Source organism: Dulcicalothrix desertica PCC 7102, assembly GCF_003991905.1.
Classification (GTDB): domain Bacteria; phylum Cyanobacteriota; class Cyanobacteriia; order Cyanobacteriales; family Nostocaceae; genus Dulcicalothrix; species Dulcicalothrix desertica.
The window spans coordinates 76744-92561 of the sequence record NZ_RSCL01000025.1 but is presented as its reverse complement, the minus strand read 5'-3'; the positions used below and the strand labels follow the sequence as shown (position 1 = coordinate 92561).

18 protein-coding genes, 1 tRNA gene and 1 pseudogene are annotated in these 15818 nt (G+C 38.1%); 10 read left to right on the top strand and 10 right to left on the bottom strand.

The window, feature by feature from the left end; translation table 11 throughout:
- Positions 1-322: 322 nt before the first annotated feature.
- On the bottom strand, positions 323-631 hold the full coding sequence (locus tag DSM106972_RS39145) for a hypothetical protein (RefSeq protein ID WP_127085756.1): 309 nt from the start codon (positions 629-631) through the stop codon (positions 323-325).
- A gap of 251 nt (positions 632-882) precedes the next feature.
- Here DSM106972_RS39145 and DSM106972_RS39140 point away from each other — a divergent pair.
- Positions 883-954 (top strand) — tRNA-Gln (locus DSM106972_RS39140).
- A gap of 736 nt (positions 955-1690) precedes the next feature.
- On the opposite strand, the gene DSM106972_RS55145 is transcribed toward DSM106972_RS39140, so the two are convergent.
- A complete protein-coding gene (locus DSM106972_RS55145; RefSeq protein ID WP_267901211.1) occupies positions 1691-1819 on the bottom strand; it encodes a hypothetical protein in 129 nt (42 codons plus the stop codon).
- Between DSM106972_RS55145 and crtA the strand changes: the two genes are divergently transcribed.
- Positions 1818-2654 (top strand): cyanoexosortase A, encoded by an 837-nt coding sequence (gene crtA, locus DSM106972_RS39135; RefSeq protein ID WP_233787190.1) that lies wholly within the window; start codon positions 1818-1820, stop codon positions 2652-2654. The two genes, DSM106972_RS55145 and crtA, sit on opposite strands and share 2 nt — an antisense overlap.
- Here the strand turns inward: crtA and DSM106972_RS54210 are convergent.
- The 3 genes and pseudogenes from DSM106972_RS54210 to DSM106972_RS39115 all read right to left on the bottom strand — a co-directional run bounded on the left by DSM106972_RS54210 (position 2608) and on the right by DSM106972_RS39115 (position 4773).
- Complete coding sequence (locus DSM106972_RS54210; RefSeq protein ID WP_127085754.1) at positions 2608-2967, bottom strand: hypothetical protein; 360 nt, start codon at positions 2965-2967, stop codon at positions 2608-2610. The two genes, crtA and DSM106972_RS54210, sit on opposite strands and share 47 nt — an antisense overlap.
- Positions 2968-3864: 897 nt before the next feature.
- A pseudogene (locus tag DSM106972_RS39120) lies at positions 3865-4176 on the bottom strand (transposase); the annotation flags it as partial.
- Between the two features lie 87 nt (positions 4177-4263).
- On the bottom strand, positions 4264-4773 hold the full coding sequence (locus DSM106972_RS39115) for a hypothetical protein (RefSeq protein ID WP_127085752.1): 510 nt from the start codon (positions 4771-4773) through the stop codon (positions 4264-4266).
- A 711-nt stretch (positions 4774-5484) separates the two neighbouring features.
- On the opposite strand from DSM106972_RS39115, the gene DSM106972_RS54205 reads away from it, so the two are divergent.
- The 7 genes from DSM106972_RS54205 (at position 5485) to DSM106972_RS54200 (ending at position 11603) form a co-directional block, all read left to right on the top strand.
- On the top strand, positions 5485-5709 hold the full coding sequence (locus DSM106972_RS54205; protein WP_127085751.1) for a hypothetical protein: 225 nt from the start codon (positions 5485-5487) through the stop codon (positions 5707-5709).
- 10 nt (positions 5710-5719) lie between these two features.
- Positions 5720-6370 (top strand): cyanoexosortase A system-associated protein, encoded by a 651-nt coding sequence (locus DSM106972_RS39105; protein ID WP_127085750.1) that lies wholly within the window; start codon positions 5720-5722, stop codon positions 6368-6370.
- Between the two features lie 77 nt (positions 6371-6447).
- A complete protein-coding gene (hpsJ-A, locus tag DSM106972_RS39100) occupies positions 6448-7152 on the top strand; it encodes an HpsJ-like protein, cyanoexosortase A-associated (RefSeq protein ID WP_127085749.1) in 705 nt (234 codons plus the stop codon).
- Between the two features lie 485 nt (positions 7153-7637).
- Positions 7638-8390, top strand: coding sequence for a PEP-CTERM sorting domain-containing protein (locus DSM106972_RS39095; protein WP_127085748.1), 753 nt, complete (start codon positions 7638-7640; stop codon positions 8388-8390).
- 176 nt (positions 8391-8566) lie between these two features.
- A complete protein-coding gene (locus DSM106972_RS56010; protein WP_127085803.1) occupies positions 8567-8647 on the top strand; it encodes a PEP-CTERM sorting domain-containing protein in 81 nt (26 codons plus the stop codon).
- Positions 8648-9234: 587 nt separating this feature from the next.
- Positions 9235-11427 (top strand): GumC family protein, encoded by a 2193-nt coding sequence (locus tag DSM106972_RS39085; RefSeq protein WP_127085747.1) that lies wholly within the window; start codon positions 9235-9237, stop codon positions 11425-11427.
- 2 nt (positions 11428-11429) lie between these two features.
- Positions 11430-11603: a hypothetical protein gene (locus DSM106972_RS54200; protein ID WP_186538442.1), complete on the top strand. Its 174-nt coding sequence runs from the start codon at positions 11430-11432 to the stop codon at positions 11601-11603.
- 56 nt (positions 11604-11659) lie between these two features.
- Here the strand turns inward: DSM106972_RS54200 and DSM106972_RS39080 are convergent, their stop codons facing one another.
- The 3 genes from DSM106972_RS39080 to DSM106972_RS39070 all read right to left on the bottom strand — a co-directional run bounded on the left by DSM106972_RS39080 (position 11660) and on the right by DSM106972_RS39070 (position 13166).
- A complete protein-coding gene (locus tag DSM106972_RS39080) occupies positions 11660-12136 on the bottom strand; it encodes a hypothetical protein (RefSeq protein ID WP_127085746.1) in 477 nt (158 codons plus the stop codon).
- Positions 12137-12449: 313 nt separating this feature from the next.
- A complete protein-coding gene (locus DSM106972_RS39075; protein WP_127085745.1) occupies positions 12450-12785 on the bottom strand; it encodes a helix-turn-helix domain-containing protein in 336 nt (111 codons plus the stop codon).
- 15 nt (positions 12786-12800) lie between these two features.
- Entirely contained in the window at positions 12801-13166 is a 366-nt protein-coding gene (locus DSM106972_RS39070; protein WP_127085744.1) for a type II toxin-antitoxin system RelE/ParE family toxin, read from the bottom strand.
- 153 nt (positions 13167-13319) lie between these two features.
- Here DSM106972_RS39070 and DSM106972_RS39065 point away from each other — a divergent pair, with 153 nt between their 5' ends.
- On the top strand, positions 13320-14267 hold the full coding sequence (locus tag DSM106972_RS39065; RefSeq protein ID WP_127085743.1) for a 50S ribosomal protein L11 methyltransferase: 948 nt from the start codon (positions 13320-13322) through the stop codon (positions 14265-14267).
- A 115-nt stretch (positions 14268-14382) separates the two neighbouring features.
- Here DSM106972_RS39065 and rfbD read toward each other — a convergent pair whose 3' ends face one another.
- Both rfbD and rfbC read right to left on the bottom strand, forming a co-directional pair.
- Positions 14383-15273, bottom strand: coding sequence for a dTDP-4-dehydrorhamnose reductase (gene rfbD / locus DSM106972_RS39060; protein WP_127085742.1), 891 nt, complete (start codon positions 15271-15273; stop codon positions 14383-14385).
- The gene (gene rfbC, locus DSM106972_RS39055; protein ID WP_127085741.1) at positions 15270-15815 is read right to left on the bottom strand and encodes a dTDP-4-dehydrorhamnose 3,5-epimerase; all 546 of its coding nucleotides are present in this window, start codon (positions 15813-15815) and stop codon (positions 15270-15272) included. The genes rfbD and rfbC overlap by 4 nt, the downstream gene beginning before the upstream one ends.
- Positions 15816-15818: the final 3 nt, after the last annotated feature.

The following is a 15818-nucleotide window of genomic DNA, read 5'->3' as shown; positions in this document are numbered from 1 at the left end:
ATGCTTGCAGCAAAAATCAGGTAAAACACTGATGCGACCTGGTGAATTTTCAGGTAATCCGTTTTAAAGTGATTGTTTTTCTTCAAAAAGATTGTGTAAAGTTAGCAATTTAATCCGGATATATACAAGCAGTCCTGTATATATTAAATTCAAATTTTGATAAACCTCATCATTCAGGCTCCACAAACGAGCGCTTTTTATCAGAAATTGTAATAGTTCAAGAAAAATGTATAACAAGTACGGTAAATATAACGTTAATAAATTATTAAAAATAAATATATAAAAGTTAAAAATTATACTAGTTCCTTATTGGAATGCAACTCTAGACGCGCTTTAACACACCAGTCCACATATCAGAGGGGTTAGAGTAGTACTCAATTTGCTCGACTTGGTAATGATAAACCTCGGCGCCGTCCTGTAAAGTAATAAAATCGCCAACCGTAACACCTTTTCCCTGTGCCGTCATATAACCTTTGGTATGGTCATCTATTGTTTCAAATACATAGTCTTGACCAGACACCTGATTTGTGTAATCATGTGTCTTTATTCTTTTTGCTTTTAGCCTGGTTGCAAGAAAGTTAAATAACGTTGAAGTATTAATAAAATTTATACCAAATTTGGTAGACAACATAGCTAAGTAAGAAAAAGTGTAGTTTTTGACATAGAGAAAGGGTCAGTACAGCATAACCTGTTAACATTCATTTTGGCTCCTCACCACCTCTAACAGGTGCCAACTTGCCAACTAAATTTATAGGTGTTGCAGTTTAGCTCGTTCTTGATTATCAGTCAAAAACTAAAGTAAGAAAAGTGTAATTAGAAAAATTGGGCAAAACTACTTGACATTAGTGGCAGCCACTACTATATTGGTTAATGTTGATGCAATGAGGCGTCGCCAAGTGGTAAGGCATCGGGTTTTGGTCCCGACATCCCTAGGTTCGAATCCTAGCGCCTCAGTATATAAAGGGTAGCAAATTTGCTACCCTTTTTGTTATTGGATATAGTTATTTGATCCCAGCAATCTACATATTATTCTACTTTTAGGCTTAACCGAGTAGTATTGAATATTGTTCTACCCCTTACGCGCGGCTAGGTTGTACTACCCTGTACACACAAGTCTCCTAAAAGCTCGTCCAGCTTGGCTCAAGCCTTAATAGGTAAGCATTCAAGAGGCGCCGACATTTATGATCAATAGCTACGGCTTATTGATAATATTGAACCTAAAAGAGAGCGTTTGACATAAAACCATTCTGACTTTTCACGCTTGGGTTGAAAACCTCTCCACCGACCCCTCTCCTACAAGGATACTGCTGGCGATTCGGGGGTGGGGTTCTTAATATTTGGGACTATTTTAAGACTTGTGTGTACACCATAGCCTTATCAAGGCGGGTTAGGGGGATCAAAAGATAATGTAAAGAGTGGGCAAACTCCAAATTCGATACAATAGTCGGTATTATTTATTTTTATTAACAGTAGTAAATTTACGTGTTTTTTATAATTGTAACAAGTACAAAACCCTCACAGTGACCAAAAGCTCATGATATCTGACTATTCAGTCACTAATATATATAGCTCTAAATTTAAAATTTAGGTAAAGCCAAGCAAAGCGTATTGCTTTTGACAGATGTCAAAGGTAAATATTATTACTTAGGTATTAACCCCACTTATACTAGATATTTTTTCTTAGATAAGTTCAAATTGTTGTACACATAGGCATACTACCCTCACTTGCTTGCCAGTTGAGTTGATATTCAAGTTTTAGATTACGTTTTGATACGTCGATGTATAGATAGACGGCGCCTGGTACTGAGATGACATACATGACTAGCCTTCAACTCAAAAATCCCAAATTTTGGCTTTCCGGAATTGCGATAGGCTGTATAACCATTTACCTAACTCTGGTATGGATTGCCGATAATTCAAGCCTATTTAGTGTAAGCTGCTTATTTTGGGCAGCAGTATCTTCACTTATATGGGATAGACGCAATGACTTGCATCTCGAAAGTGGGATGTTTTCAAGTCTATTTGCTTTCTCACTTTTAATATTGCTACTTGTCAAAGCTGCATCATTAACTAGCTTTGGTATGTTTTTACTTGTTTTACCTCCACTTTTAGGATTTTGTGTAGCCTTATTAGCCTCTGGATTTAAAAGATTGGCACAGTATAAAAAAGAATTATTGATTTTAATAGTTTTTTCCATTACAAATGTAATTCCTCGAATTCCATTTGATATTTCTCAATTCACAGCTAAATTTGCTGCATTTATTTTATGGTATATGGGTACAGAGGTAATTCGTAATGGAGAAAATATTCATCTAAAAACAGGTTCTGTTGAAGTATATGGTGGTTGTTCTGGAATCGAGTTAATTGGGCAAATGTTAGGTATAGCGTGTTTATTCTTGTTAATGTTTACCCTAGATATTAAAAAAAGAATACTAGTTCCAATAGTAGCAACTCTAGTAGCATTTATTGTAAATGGGTTTCGAGTTGCTTTAATGGCAAACTTAGTAGCAAGTAATCAAAGAGAAGCATTTAAATATTGGCATGAAGGAGATGGTTCGCTTATATTCTCGCTCATAGCAGTTTTGTGTTTGGGTGTATTTTGCTGGTTTATGCTTGGTTCGGGTACATCGAATCGTTCAAATGCAAAAACTTAAGATATTCCCGACTAGGGAATGGGAGTACAATTGCTCCCTCTCCTTGTAGGATACTGCTGGCGAATGGTAGGTCTGACACCTCACGGCAACGATTTAATAGGGTTTTTGAGCCATTGTTTGAGGCGCCACTTATCGCTGAAATGCTTGATTTATCGTTAAGGTGTGGGGTGTTACCCCTGAATCGCCAGCAGTATCCTTGTAGGAGAGGGGTCGGGCTGACAAGGGTCGGTTTTTTCCGCTCCAAACCCCATATACGGGTGACAGGAAGACAAGTAGACTCTTGAGGCGTTTTTCTACCTTGTCTGCCTTCCATCCTTGTCCACCTTGCCTTTTCACCTTTTTTAGAAAAAAAAACCTACCCTTATGAGGCTACGGTGTACACACAAGTCTTGAAAAGTGTGCAACGGGTGCTTAGGATGTTTGGGATGCTGGGCGGGGAGGAGGTTTTGGAGGCGCTTGGTTTTAAGAACGGCGCCACAGTCGCGAGTTCCCCCAACTCTCCAATTCCTTGATTTTCCGTACTTCCCCTGCCAAAGTGCTACCGAAGCCCCCTGCTTTGAGGAGATGTGTGTACACGGTAGCCTTATGAGGAGGGGTCGGGGGACTTTCAAGTGTAGGTATTTTGGATTTGGTCGTTTTTTGTCCATTTCAGCCGATGCCCAAATCTTGGAACAACGAAACCTCGTTCGGTAATTGAGAATTTTCTCAACTATTTCCGAGATTTAAAAAAACCTACCCATACAGAGCAAAGCTGGAAGCAGGCGCAATCAGTTGCAATCGGGAGCAGGTGACAACACTGGCGAAGACAGGGGAGATGATACTAGTGAACTAGTCCGATAAAAGTGTCTTACGGGAAAGCTACAACCTGAATAACAAATGTAGACTCCATCCTCTATATTCTCGCATCGTCCTCTTTTCGACAGATGCATCTCCGAGAAGAGGAACTGTTGCGTCCCAAGTGAGGACAACTTCAAATCTTTTCGTAAGAAAGTAAAAACCATAGTCAACAACTCAAATTATGGTGCTAAGGAAAAAGCTCTTAAGCTCGCACCCTTAGAGGATGTTTGAAAAGTGTCTGTGAATGTCATGCTGAGGCACGAAGCATCTCAGTGTATAGTTTGAAACCTTAGATTCTTCGTTCCGTAAGACTCCACTCAGAATGACAATTTATACCTCATCTGACTTTTCAAACAACCTCTTAGTTAGAGGATGGAGAAACTATCATAAATAAAGTCATTCCAGATAAGACCCTATATGCTGTAACTGCAACAATACCATTATCTATTTTACCTAAATTCCCAATTTACGTCGTTTCACATGCAGCAGTCGTATCACCTTTTTTCTTATCCCCTGTCTCATCAATTATTAATACTATTGGGTGCCCTTGAAGTACATATAATATTAATTCTAATCGTTGCTTCCTTAATTCTTTTACACCCCAAGGTGGTTCTGTTAAAAAATTGTGTAATGGTTGATGATTACCTAGCCCTACAACTTTCACTATTGATGGTAGTGTTTTGCGTTATCAACACGCTAGCGCTCTTCCATCAAACTTGGTTAAAACCTTGATTTATCGTTGGCTGGAATAACGTAAAATCGTAGATTTTTTCTAAGAACCAGATAGAACTGGACTTGTTGGGTTGGCACTATCACCTGTAATAAAAGTTCGCGGTGAAGAAGGGTCAAGAGCTAATGAAGCACTTGGTGTACCGTTAACCACTCCAGTCGGTGCAGCACCTGCTGGAATAGGAGGTTGACCTACAGTTTGTCCTTGAAAAACACCGCCAAAACTTACGGTCGGTGCATTGATGCCCCCACCGTAGTTAGATGGAGTATAAATAGGATTAATTGTACCGTTTGCAAATTCACTGAAGGTTATCCTTCCTGCATCTGCTGTAAAAGCTGATTCGTCTATTCTGATTACTGCTGCACTCGCAGCTTGACCAGTTGCAAAACTTAAGAGGGCAACTGTTGCTATTCTTAAAGTAGTCTTACGAACACCTAGTCTAGAGTGATTATGAGTAGTACCGACTTCTGAAATGCCCAGATGTTGCACTGCTACAGCTTTAGCTTTAATACCTGCTTTCAGTAATTTGCTTCTTACTTCAAATCTTGTCATTTAATTTACTCCTGCTTAGTGGTAAAGGTAGTTTGGTAGACTTACCCAGCAGTTGGATTGACTAATACTTAGAGATTCATTGTAACAATAAATTGCAGTTCCTCTCTGTATGCAAATCATTTGAGTAATATCACTTAAAACAGTATATGAAAAAAGTTACTCTTTGATACTTTTTTGCGTAAATTTACTCTTTCTTCACAATATTATGTATTTATGAATAAGATTTTACAAAAATATTTTGGTAGTGCTGATGCTAATCATTTATATTATATGGTAATGATTATGATTATTGTTGATTAATTATTTTATTAAGGAGACACGGAGACGCAGAGAGTCGCTACGTCCCGGACATGGGACGGCAGATCCAAAGGGTCTAAAACTAGGGTGTTGACTCTGAGGGTTTTCGGGCAATTATTTTTCATGTTAAGTTTATGTGTTTTTCACATTTGGAGTGTTCCGAATCATAAATTTAAAATTTACATGAAGTTTAGCCAAATATGTTGTCTTTAAACAGAATAAGTAGTAATAATTATTACTTAGTATTTACTTGTTTGCAAAATTACATTGTTCTTTAAACACGAATAATAGAATTTTTATACATTGCATACTACCTAAAATTACTTGGTGTTTATGCTGGTGACGCATAGCATTTGATAGTGAGTGCCGCACTGATGTCAGCTATAAAAATAAGCTTTCCCCTTTTCAAGGTAGATGATTAGTATTCAACTCAAAAATCATAAATTTTGGCTTTTAGTAATTGCTATCGGCTGTATAACCATTCACTTAACTTTAGTGTGGGTTGCCGATAACCAGAGTTTACTATCTGTAAGTTTTCTATTTTGGGCAGCGGTTTGTTCGCTCTCATGGGGAGCAATGCGATTTTGCTGGTTTATGTTCCCTTCGAGTACATCAAATCGTTCCAACGCGAAGACTTAAGGTAAACTGAATGTGGCAAAAACTTCGCACTCCCTTTTTAGCATTAACTTTTGGTTGTATTTTAATAACTTCAGCTAATGCTCTATTAATTTCCAGTCAAGGAAACGACGTAAAAAGCACTTTTCAATTCCCAAATAGAGTTCCTTTAATTGGGTGGCAACTAACAGCATATCGTCCTTTACCTAAACCACAAGTACGATTTACTGAACTCATAACACAACAGTCTTATCAATTTACTCAAAATAATCTACCACTTGAAATTGAAATGCGTTATGTAGGCGACGGTAATATTCCGTTATACCTCAAGCAAATAACCGGAATTTCTCCAAATGCACTAGTTATACGTAACCGTGAAGGAGTAGGTTATTACGCTTTAGGAACACATAAAGAGCGCGCGTTTCTGAGTAGCTGTATAAATGCACGGTTAAACACCACATTTACATATGAGCAATTTAACCAGAACAGCTACCAATATCAAACAAATCCTCAAAATATTTTATCTTGGTTTTTTGGTAGAGAAAATATTCAAGACAGACGGTGTTTATGGGCACACCTTTCAATACCCCTACAAAAATCTTCCCCAGAATCTGCCTATTCAACTTTAGAAAAAGCATGGTTTTCCTGGCATGAGTGGTGGCGCCCTCGTTTTCCTAAAATTTAGTTAGCGCTCAACCACAGCTTTAATTTTAATCTTTCATATCAAATTCATCTCACATTCATCTAGCTTCTTCTACGAATATGACAAAATCAAACGCCGGAAAATACAGCGCACCGCAATTTCCACTCACTCAAGAAGCAACAATAGGAATTATCAGAACTCTCGGTTACGGCTTATTGCTGCTAGCATTTTTTGACTGGTTAGAAATTCTTATTCCACCCCAATTTATGAATCCTGCCTGGGAACTTCAAACAATCGGCGCCTTAGTCGAACGAGTTCCTGTCTCTTTAATTGGTTTTGTATTAATATTCTATGCTGAATCAGACTCACGCAACACATGGGAAATACCCTTAATAAAACTCTTGTCATGGTTAACTTTGCTACTTGCCATTATATACTTTCTAATGATACCTCTAGCAGTAGCTGACACAGTTCGTCTCAGTAAACAAAGCACCGAGCAAATCAAGGCAGCTTCTAAACAGCAAATTACACGCGCTGAACAGTTACAGCAACAACTGAATCAAGCAACACCCGAACAAATTGATAACATACTCAAACAGCAAGGCGCCGCAGTTCAGGGCAAAAGCGCTCAACAATTTAAAGACGAACTAGCAACTAAACTGTCGCAAGCCAAAACCCAAATTCAAAGCCAAGCTAAAACAGTTGAATCGAAACAAGGATTTAATTTGATGAAATCTTCAGTAAAATGGGGACTTGGCGCCTTAGTCGCGGCATCTTTATTCTTCAGCATTTGGAAAGGAACTCGTTGGACTAGTAACATATAAACAATATTGTCAAGACATTACAATATAGTCCTTGTCCAATATTTATAGATGTAGAGACGCGATAAATCGCGTCTCTACAATTTTTAATTTTATGAATAATGCACAGAATGCTACAGTTTTGTTGAGGTTAAATAACTAGGTAATATTATATTTTTATTCTGCAATAAATTAATTCATTTTATCTACATATTATTATAAATTTTAAGTAAATTAATCTGAGACAGCTTGTAAAAATAGTGGAATAAAATTATACTATTTTTTGTTGCTGTACTTAAGTAATAATGAGCTAAGACCGTTGAAAAAGACACGTAAATTAATATTGTCTTTATCAATAGTTTTGAATTGTTGTAATTATTACTGTCTGTAATTAAAGCTCCAACTGATGGCAGCAAAATTATTACACCTTTGTTATAGTGGCGCCAGTAATGACTACAACATAGGGTAAATCTACCATTAACTTTTACCTGATTGTAGGAATAAATAGAATGACAAGATTTCAGATCAGAGCAAACCTAAAAAAAGCTGTTACTAAAGAATCCATCACTGGATTACAAATTAGAACCAGGCTCAAGAAAAAATCGTCTAGTGTTTTATTTAAGGCAGCTTATGTTGGCACCAGTGCATCTGGAGTAGCATTAATAACATTAGCTGGAGTTTCAGGTGCCCAAGCCGCAGTTGTCAACGGTAATTTTTCAACTAATAACTTTACAGGGTGGCAAACAATTGGTAATGCTAGCGTTGTCAACCAAAAAGCTGAAATCAATGCAGGAGGAAATACTAACAAATTTGATTTAGAAGGATTTTTAGGATTGGCATCTGGAGCATTGAACACTATTAACACAGCTCCAACGTTTGGTTCAGCGATTAAACAAACAATCTCAGTAGCAGCAGGGGATACTTTAAAGTTTGATTGGCTTTTTGATGCGGATGATTATTTACCTTACAATGACTTCTCCTTCTACAGTATTAGCTCTGCGGCTAATCTACTGGCAGACGTAGCCCTTGTAGGTAATTACGGGCAAACATCAGATCAAACAACTTATACCTTTGCTAACGCAGGAACATATACTATCGGATTCGGTGTTATGAATTCGCTAGATAATGCTTTGAGTGGCACAAGACTTACAGTTGATAACGTTGAAGCTGTTCCTGAACCTTTGACTATCTTGGGTACTCTTGCTGCAGGTAGTATCGGCGCCGCTATGCGTCGTAAGTACAAACAGCAAGATGCAAACTAAGGCATAGTTGGTAGCTCCAGCGCTCCAAAATGCACTGGAGCTATTAGTCTTAAAATTTCATTCCAGGACAAAATTAATATACTGAGTAACAAATAGAACAATTAATTTTGAGATAAGAGTAAATATTTAATCTTTGACAATATAACTGTAGGTTCCTCCGAACCTGTTCCTGAACCTTGACTATCTTAGGCACTCTTGCTGCAGGTAGTATTGGCGCCGCTATGCGTCGTAAGTACAAACAGCAAAATGCAAACTAAGGCTAATAGCTCCAGCGCTCCAAAATGCACTGGAGCTATTAGCCTTAAAATTTCATTCCAGGACAAAATCAATATACTGAGTAAAAAATAAAACAATTGATTCTGAGATAAGAGTAAATTTTTAGTCTACAGTTTAATTATCCGGAAAAGCACTGGCTGAATCAGTAAACAGAAGCTAACTAGATATTTAAGCACATAAAAGAATCTAGTTTCGTAGCGCTATGTATAAGTTATGATTTAGTAATTAACCAATTTTGGGGCATTAAGGTATTGTTATACTCTCAGCATTGAGCCTGCTATATAAGTATAAAAAATATATTTTTTATTTATACATCGAAAACCTTTGTTCAATATTCCCTGCGTAGTGCTAATGTAGTAATAATGCATCTCCCAAATATTGCCATATATTTTTGATACCGATGTTGCTGAGACTCATGTAGGTAGTACTATTCAGCAGATATCTTGACTCATACAGACCGCGCGCGTAATTGATCAATCATTTACCTGGGTGCATCGCCAAGCCTGCAAATAAATCACTTAAGTGTGAAATTACCCAAGAAAAACTAATAGTAGTATTGACGAACGCTATGCTGAAGTCAGAAAAATATTCTCAAATGCAGATGAAAACTAATGCTGCCCAGTTAAATGATGCTGATGAAGGTGGATTGAACCTGGGTCAAGTTGGGGCGACACTCCGTCGTCGAGCATTATTAATTGCTGGATTTACTGGTGTAGCCGCAGCTGGCGCCGTCCTCAAAGCTGAAAGTGACCCCCCAATTTTCCAGGGTCAGTTCGAGATTTTAACCAAACCTGTAACTGGTGAATCGAAGGCTGTTGCGAATATTCCACAAACGCTTGGCGCTCAAGGTGTATCATCGCCTGAAACCGAAAATGTGGCTACAACAATCAAAGTTTTGGAAAGCCCTCGTTTGCTGGCACCGATTGTTAAAGATTTACAGGCGAAATATCCAGACTTAACTTATAAGAGATTGGAAAGGTATTTGAATGTTACGTCTGTAAAACCAAATATTTTAAAAGTTGAATACGTAGACGAAGACGAACAACAGGTTAAAGATGTATTACAAGCTTTAGCAAAGACTTACTTAGATTATAGTCGGGCTGAACAAGAAGAAGATGTCAACGAAGCTATCAAATTTGTTCAAGAAAGAATAACCAAAGGAGGACTTCAGCAACGAGTCGAGGACTGGCAAGAGAAATTACGCAATCTTCGCCGCAAAAATACTTTAGTCGAACCTGCACAAAAATCTCAGGAAGTTGCTGCTTTAATTGCTAGTCTTAACCAGCAACGTATAGAAGCACGAGTGCAGTACGAGCAAATGTCTACGAAGTACAGAGATTTGCAGAGCGAATTAGCACAGCAACCTGGTCAACGTGCAGGTAACTCTCTATTGAGTGACAATCCTCGCTACCAAAAGATTTTAGACCAAATCCAAGAAGCTGATATTTTAATCAAAAAAGAATCTGCACGGTTCACTCCTGAAAACCCAACCATACTAACATTACAGGATAAAATAGATAATCTGATGCCAATGCTGACGGCAGAAGAAGAGAGAGTGCAGCGTGATTATGTGAGTCGTATCAATGAAATAGCTGCTCGTGATGAAGCTTTAAGAGACAAAATCAAGAAGGCTGAAGCTGAGTTGAAATATTTAGCAACAGTTAATCGGGATTATGATTATATTCAGTTGCAGCTAAAAATTGCGACCGAAAATTATGGGCAATTCGTTGCCAAAGAACAAGCTTTACAAATCGAGAAAGCGCAAAAGCTCCAACCGTGGAAACCACTCGATCCACAATACACAGAAGTCCAAAAACCAGCAGCTATCGTAGATAGTGCCAAGCGAAACTTATTACTAGGAGGATTGCTCGGACTACTCTTAGGTACCGGTGCCGCACTTGTTGTTGATAAACTTAGCAACGTCTTCTACACATCCAAAGATGTTAAAGATGCCACCTACTTACCACTATTGGGTTCAATTCCATTGCGAAAAGAACTGGCAGTTTCCTTACAAGACAGCGGTAACCAAAAGCCAGACATTGCTGCTTTCTTTGAAGTCTTTCGTTCGCTTTACACAAATATTCTTTTATTGGGTTCGGATACACCAATTCGCTCACTCGTAATTAGTTCTGCGACACCAGGGGATGGTAAATCAACAGTAGCTATATACCTAGCTCTAGCTGCTGCAGCAATGGGGCATCGAGTCTTACTAGTCGATGCGAACTTGCGCTGTCCGACACTGCACAAACGAGTTGGAGTCATGAACATTCAAGGACTAACCGACATTATTGCCTCTGACTTAGACTGGAGTAACGTTATTGAACGTTCACCCATCGAAAACAACCTTTATGTTCTTAGCGCTGGCCCAATTCCACCCGACCCAGTTCGCTTGCTTGCATCACAAAAAATGCAAGACTTAATGAGCGACCTGCAAAACAGCTTTGATTTTGTAATTTATGACACTCCACCTGTACTTGGATTTGCTGATGCTAACTTACTAGCCGCCAATACAAACGGCATGGTATTAGTTGCAGGACTAGGTAAACTCAAGCGTACCGTTTTCCAACAAGCCTTAGAAGAACTTCAAGTTTCTGGCACTCCTGTTTTAGGCTTTATCGCAAACAAATCCAAAGAAGCGGCGCCTGCTTCTTACACGTACTATCAACAATATTACAAACAGAGAATGAGCGCTGAACGTGTCGAAGTTGAAGAAATGGAGGAAAGCAACTCATCAATCATTCATAAAATTCGAGGTAAGTAAAATTGAGGTTCGCTCGTAGAGACGTGATTAATCACGTCTCTACAGGACACATTTTTTTACGTTTTTACTTGGGTACATTGGCTGCTGGTGGTATGGGTGTTGCAATGCGCCGCCTTAAGCCTCTTCAAGCCAAGAAATATCAGCACAAATATAACTTAGAACGGCTACAGAAATAGACTCGTCCTATTTCCTAACCCTACTCAGCACTCAGCCCTCAGCACTTTCCACTACTTTATTTATCTGGCGATTTTAACGCTTTATCAAGAACTTGACGGGCGCCTTCAGCTTTCGTGCGAGCATCTTGATAGCGAAGATTTGCTTGGGCAAAGGTCTTTAAAACTTTGAACCCTTCCTTCAAGCGAGTAATTTCTTCCTCACTTACAGATTCGTCTGTAAAAAGAACATCAACTGCTTTACGAATGTCTAAAGCTTCCGAACGTGACTCTTGAACTTTTAACTTCAGCGTCGCGAGGTTGCTAAGAACCTGAACTGCTTGTGTCACAGCATCGTCACCAGCATTATCAATGCTCGTTTCCTTTACTTCGATTAATTGTTGAGGCCCAAATCCTTCTTCTAAGTCGGTAGGCAATTTACCTGAGTCCATGAGTTCCATCAACTGATCCATTGCTTTATCACGGGCTTTGGCAGAATCTTTACCAGAAACTGTAAGAATAATATCTGGGCTTTGAGCAAGAGTATACTGAACCATAAATCAGGCAAAACTAATTGCAGCTATTTTTAGCTGAGGTATCTCATTTTAACTTAAAATGTTGTAATTAAAGCATATTTTTAGATTCGGAGTTAGGTCAAGGGACGCATAATTGCCTCTTTCGACCTAACCGAGCGCGTCTGAAGCGGTATTAATTAGTAGATATTGAATAATTTTGAATAGCTGGTATCGAGCAGAACTAGCACAAACTGATGCCAATAGTTATCAAATTAGCCTAGATGCTGGTAGTATCACCTGCTCGCATTGCTGATACTTACGAATTGGCGCCGTGTTTAATGGTCATTTTTAATAATTAATAAACAATTGTACTAGCTATTTCTTGCTTTTGAACTTTTTCAAGTTTTGGCTCCCCTACTCTAATTTCAATATCGCTACCTAATCTATTAAGATAATCCAATAATCTATCAGTTGAAAAACCGCTTAATCTACCTCTAACTAATAGAGATATTTTTGGTTGGTCAATACCTATAACTTCGGCAGCTTGAGCTTGTGTTAAATTCAATTTACTGATAGCTTCACTAATTTTACGTGCTAGTTGGGCTTTTAATAACCTTTCTTCAGGATTAGGTAAACCTAAGTCTTTAAATACATTTCCACTGCTAGTCGTTACTTTATCTTCTTGGTTCATTTTTTGCTCTACTTTTTAATGCATTTCTTGTAAGTAATCTTCTTGAGCTTTCTGCAACCTTTTTTTTACTAAATTTATATCTTGTTTAGATGTTGCAATACCATGTTTTGATTTTTTCTGAAAAACATGTAGCAAGTAAACAACACCTTCAAATTTTACCGTATATATAGCTCTATAGGTATCACCATCAAAATCATCTACAATTTCCAAAACGCCTCCTCCTGAAAAACCTTTCAAAGGTTTTGCATTGGGATGCTTTTCTCCATGTTGTGCTAAATCAAGAGCATAACCCATTACATCTTGTACATCTTCGGGGAACTCCTTTAAATCATCTAAAGCACTTGCTATAGATTTTAGAGGTTTTTCTTGGTTTTTACCCATGTAATCGCCATTATGCTAAAACTAGCCTATTATGTCAATAGGTAATTATAGAGCATAAATCTACTATCAACCGATATGAACCTTAATTGATGCCACACAGCTTTCACCAAACCGCGCGATAATCATAAAAGCTTGGTTTAACGGTAACACAACATGTCATGTATCGAATTAACTTTAGACACAACCAGTGAAGCAGTTGACTGGGTTTGCACATTACTTGCTTCCACTAACTACACAAGCGACATTACTGTTACTAAATATACTAATGCTGACTCAGACAGGCGCCCAAATAATTGGACACATACAATTAATTTCTATTTACCCAACAACACCCAAGCAAGTGTACGCATTCAAGAAATAGAAAATTTACTTTCACCCTTACATCGCACTGCATTAACAAGCACACTCGAAGCATACGTAATTGCAGAAAAACCCAATAAATTAGATATAAAAAACGAACCTATTCAAATTGCCGAAAGATTTATTGTAGTTAACTCTGATGCCGTTGACTTACCCAATATCTCAGAAAGAATAATTATTAAACTCAAAACTAGTTTAGTATTTGGTAGCGGTTTACACCCAGCAACAATATTAGCAATTAAACTTCTAGAACGTCATATAACTAATAATATGAATGTCCTTGACCTTGGTTCAGGTTCAGGTATTCTTAGCGTTGCTGCCGCAAAACTAGGAGCAAACGTTTTAGCATTAGATAACGATGCAGTTGCGTTTGTTGCAACTCAAGATGCCATTACTCGTAATGATGTTACAGACAAAGTACGGGTAATACAAGGAAGTTTAGGACGTGGTAGCGAAATGGGTAATTGGATGGGCGGCACCAACACTGCTAATGTATCTAGTATTTCCCCTAATGCTAACTTCAATTTGATTGTTGCTAATATCCTTGGAAGAATACATACAACACTGGCGCCGGACTACCGACAAGCACTACACAAAAACGGAATATTAATTACATCAGGTTACGACAAAGAGTACGAAGAGTCAGTTACTAAAGCACTTTCTGCACAAGGCTTTGAAGCAATAGACAGCGAACGATTAAACGAATGGGTGGCATTAACACACATCTTGCACCAGGTCTAGAAACCGGGCTTCTTGCCAAACATGTTGCTATAAAACGTTGATTTTTCGTACAGAAGCCCGGTTTCTTTCTTTTGGCTTGTTGAGAATGCTGTATTCGGTGAGTTAACACATAAATTTAACATCTTGAATCAAGCACTAATGCTAAACTCTCTCTCCAACTTGGTAAAGCTAGTTTAAATGTACTTGATATTTTACTAGTATCCAATGATGAATAAGCAGGTCTTTTTGCAGGAGTTGGATACTCAGTTGAAGGAATTGCTAGTAATTGTTTAAGTTTTTGTTGACCTGAGTTGGGGTCTAATTCAAAAATTGTTTTAGCAAAGCCATGCCAACTAGTTTGATTAGTAGCTGTCAAATGGTAAACCCCACTATAATCTCTTACTAACTCACGTGTTCCCGAAATGATATGTGTTGTAGCTTCAGCAATCATTCTACTCCAAGTTGGGGCGCCTATTTGGTCATCAACTACTTTTAGTTCTTCACGCTCTCGTGAAAGTTTCAACATAGTAAGTAAAAAGTTTTTACCCCGTAGCCCATATACCCAACTAGTTCTTAAAATTAAATAAGGTACTCCAACTGCTTGAATAGCTTTCTCACCAGCTAACTTGGTTTTGCCATATACATTTTGCGGGTCAGGTATATCTTGCTCGGTATACGCTGTTGCTTGAGTACCATTAAAAACATAATCTGTTGAGTAATGAATTACGGGTGCATCTAAAAGCTTCGCTTCTTCTGCAATTATACCCGGCGCCACTCCATTAACAGCCATTGCTAATTCCGGCTCGGCTTCTGCTTTATCAACAGCAGTGTAAGCAGCAGGATTTATAATTAAGTTGGGCTTGACTTCACGAATTACCGCGCGAATTGTTTCAGGTACAGATAAATCCATCTGCAAACTAACAGAAGTTGCTTCACGTCCAGCACAAATTACTTCACCCAAAGTCATCAAACTACGTTGCAATTCCCAACCTACTTGACCAGTACTACCAGTTAAAAGTATTCTCATACGTATACCTCAGCATCTTTAATTAACTTACCCGCTTGGTCTTTGCCAGAAAGGATAGGCTGCAAATCAATTTTCCATCCAACACCAATATCTGGGTCATTCCATAAAATAGTGCGTTCATGCTGAGGTGCATAATAATCAGTAGTCTTATAAAGTACTTCAGCGTATTCAGAAACTACTAAAAAACCATGTGCGAAACCTGGAGGAACCCATATTTGATGCCTATTTTGCGCGTTTAATTTCACTCCTACCCATTGCCCAAAGTATTTAGAACTACGCCGTATATCCACAGCAACATCAAATATTTCCCCAGCTATAACTCGCACTAATTTACCTTGAGGTTGTTTAATTTGGTAGTGCAAACCACGCAATACATTCTTTCCCGAACGAGAATGATTATCTTGTACAAAATGTGCAGAAATATTTGCTTTTTCTTGAAACGCGCGTTCGTTAAAACTTTCTAAGAAAAATCCACGTTTATCTTCAAACACTTGCGGTTCAATTATCAGTACATCAGGAATTTCAGTTTCAATTATTTTCATATT

Excerpts from the sequence above, each read along its gene's own strand:
- rfbD (WP_127085742.1), bottom strand. The coding sequence starts at position 15,273 with ATGAGAATACTTTTAACTGGTAGTACTGGTCAAGTAGGTTGGGAATTG.
- DSM106972_RS39105 (WP_127085750.1), top strand. The coding sequence starts at position 5,720 with ATGTGGCAAAAACTTCGCACTCCCTTTTTAGCATTAACTTTTGGTTGT.
- DSM106972_RS54210 (WP_127085754.1), bottom strand. The coding sequence starts at position 2,967 with ATGGAAGGCAGACAAGGTAGAAAAACGCCTCAAGAGTCTACTTGTCTT.
- DSM106972_RS39095 (WP_127085748.1), top strand. The coding sequence starts at position 7,638 with ATGACAAGATTTCAGATCAGAGCAAACCTAAAAAAAGCTGTTACTAAA.
- DSM106972_RS39085 (WP_127085747.1), top strand. The coding sequence starts at position 9,235 with ATGCTGAAGTCAGAAAAATATTCTCAAATGCAGATGAAAACTAATGCT.
- DSM106972_RS39115 (WP_127085752.1), bottom strand. The coding sequence starts at position 4,773 with ATGACAAGATTTGAAGTAAGAAGCAAATTACTGAAAGCAGGTATTAAA.
- hpsJ-A (WP_127085749.1), top strand. The coding sequence starts at position 6,448 with ATGACAAAATCAAACGCCGGAAAATACAGCGCACCGCAATTTCCACTC.
- rfbC (WP_127085741.1), bottom strand. The coding sequence starts at position 15,815 with ATGAAAATAATTGAAACTGAAATTCCTGATGTACTGATAATTGAACCG.
- crtA (WP_233787190.1), top strand. The coding sequence starts at position 1,818 with ATGACTAGCCTTCAACTCAAAAATCCCAAATTTTGGCTTTCCGGAATT.
- DSM106972_RS39075 (WP_127085745.1), bottom strand. The coding sequence starts at position 12,785 with ATGAACCAAGAAGATAAAGTAACGACTAGCAGTGGAAATGTATTTAAA.
- DSM106972_RS54205 (WP_127085751.1), top strand. The coding sequence starts at position 5,485 with ATGATTAGTATTCAACTCAAAAATCATAAATTTTGGCTTTTAGTAATT.
- DSM106972_RS39145 (WP_127085756.1), bottom strand. The coding sequence starts at position 631 with ATGTTGTCTACCAAATTTGGTATAAATTTTATTAATACTTCAACGTTA.
- DSM106972_RS39070 (WP_127085744.1), bottom strand. The coding sequence starts at position 13,166 with ATGGGTAAAAACCAAGAAAAACCTCTAAAATCTATAGCAAGTGCTTTA.
- DSM106972_RS39080 (WP_127085746.1), bottom strand. The coding sequence starts at position 12,136 with ATGGTTCAGTATACTCTTGCTCAAAGCCCAGATATTATTCTTACAGTT.
- DSM106972_RS55145 (WP_267901211.1), bottom strand. The coding sequence starts at position 1,819 with ATGTATGTCATCTCAGTACCAGGCGCCGTCTATCTATACATCGACGTA.
- DSM106972_RS39065 (WP_127085743.1), top strand. The coding sequence starts at position 13,320 with ATGTCATGTATCGAATTAACTTTAGACACAACCAGTGAAGCAGTTGAC.